This window comes from Pantoea sp. K16 (assembly GCF_048452805.1).
Taxonomy (GTDB): domain Bacteria; phylum Pseudomonadota; class Gammaproteobacteria; order Enterobacterales; family Enterobacteriaceae; genus Pantoea; species Pantoea agglomerans.
The window spans coordinates 1-238 of the sequence record NZ_JBLWNV010000038.1 but is presented as its reverse complement, the minus strand read 5'-3'; the positions used below and the strand labels follow the sequence as shown (position 1 = coordinate 238).

At 52.5% G+C, this 238-nt stretch carries 1 protein-coding gene; it reads right to left on the bottom strand.

The features are described 5' to 3' along the window. Positions 1–57: 57 nt before the first annotated feature. A partial coding sequence (locus tag ACK13D_RS22060; protein WP_418797031.1) for a hypothetical protein occupies positions 58–238 on the bottom strand: 181 nt, incomplete at its 5' end.

The window sequence follows — 238 nt, the reverse complement described above, 5'->3', positions numbered from 1 at the left end:
AATTCCCCAGGCATCAAATAAAACGAAAGGCTCAGTCGAAAGACTGGGCCTTTCGTTTTATCTGTTGTTTGTCGGTGAACGCTCTCCTGAGTAGGACAAATCCGCCGGGAGCGGATTTGAACGTTGCGAAGCAACGGCCCGGAGGGTGGCGGGCAGGACGCCCGCCATAAACTGCCAGGAATTAATTCCCCAGGCATCAAATAAAACGAAAGGCTCAGTCGAAAGACTGGGCCTTTCG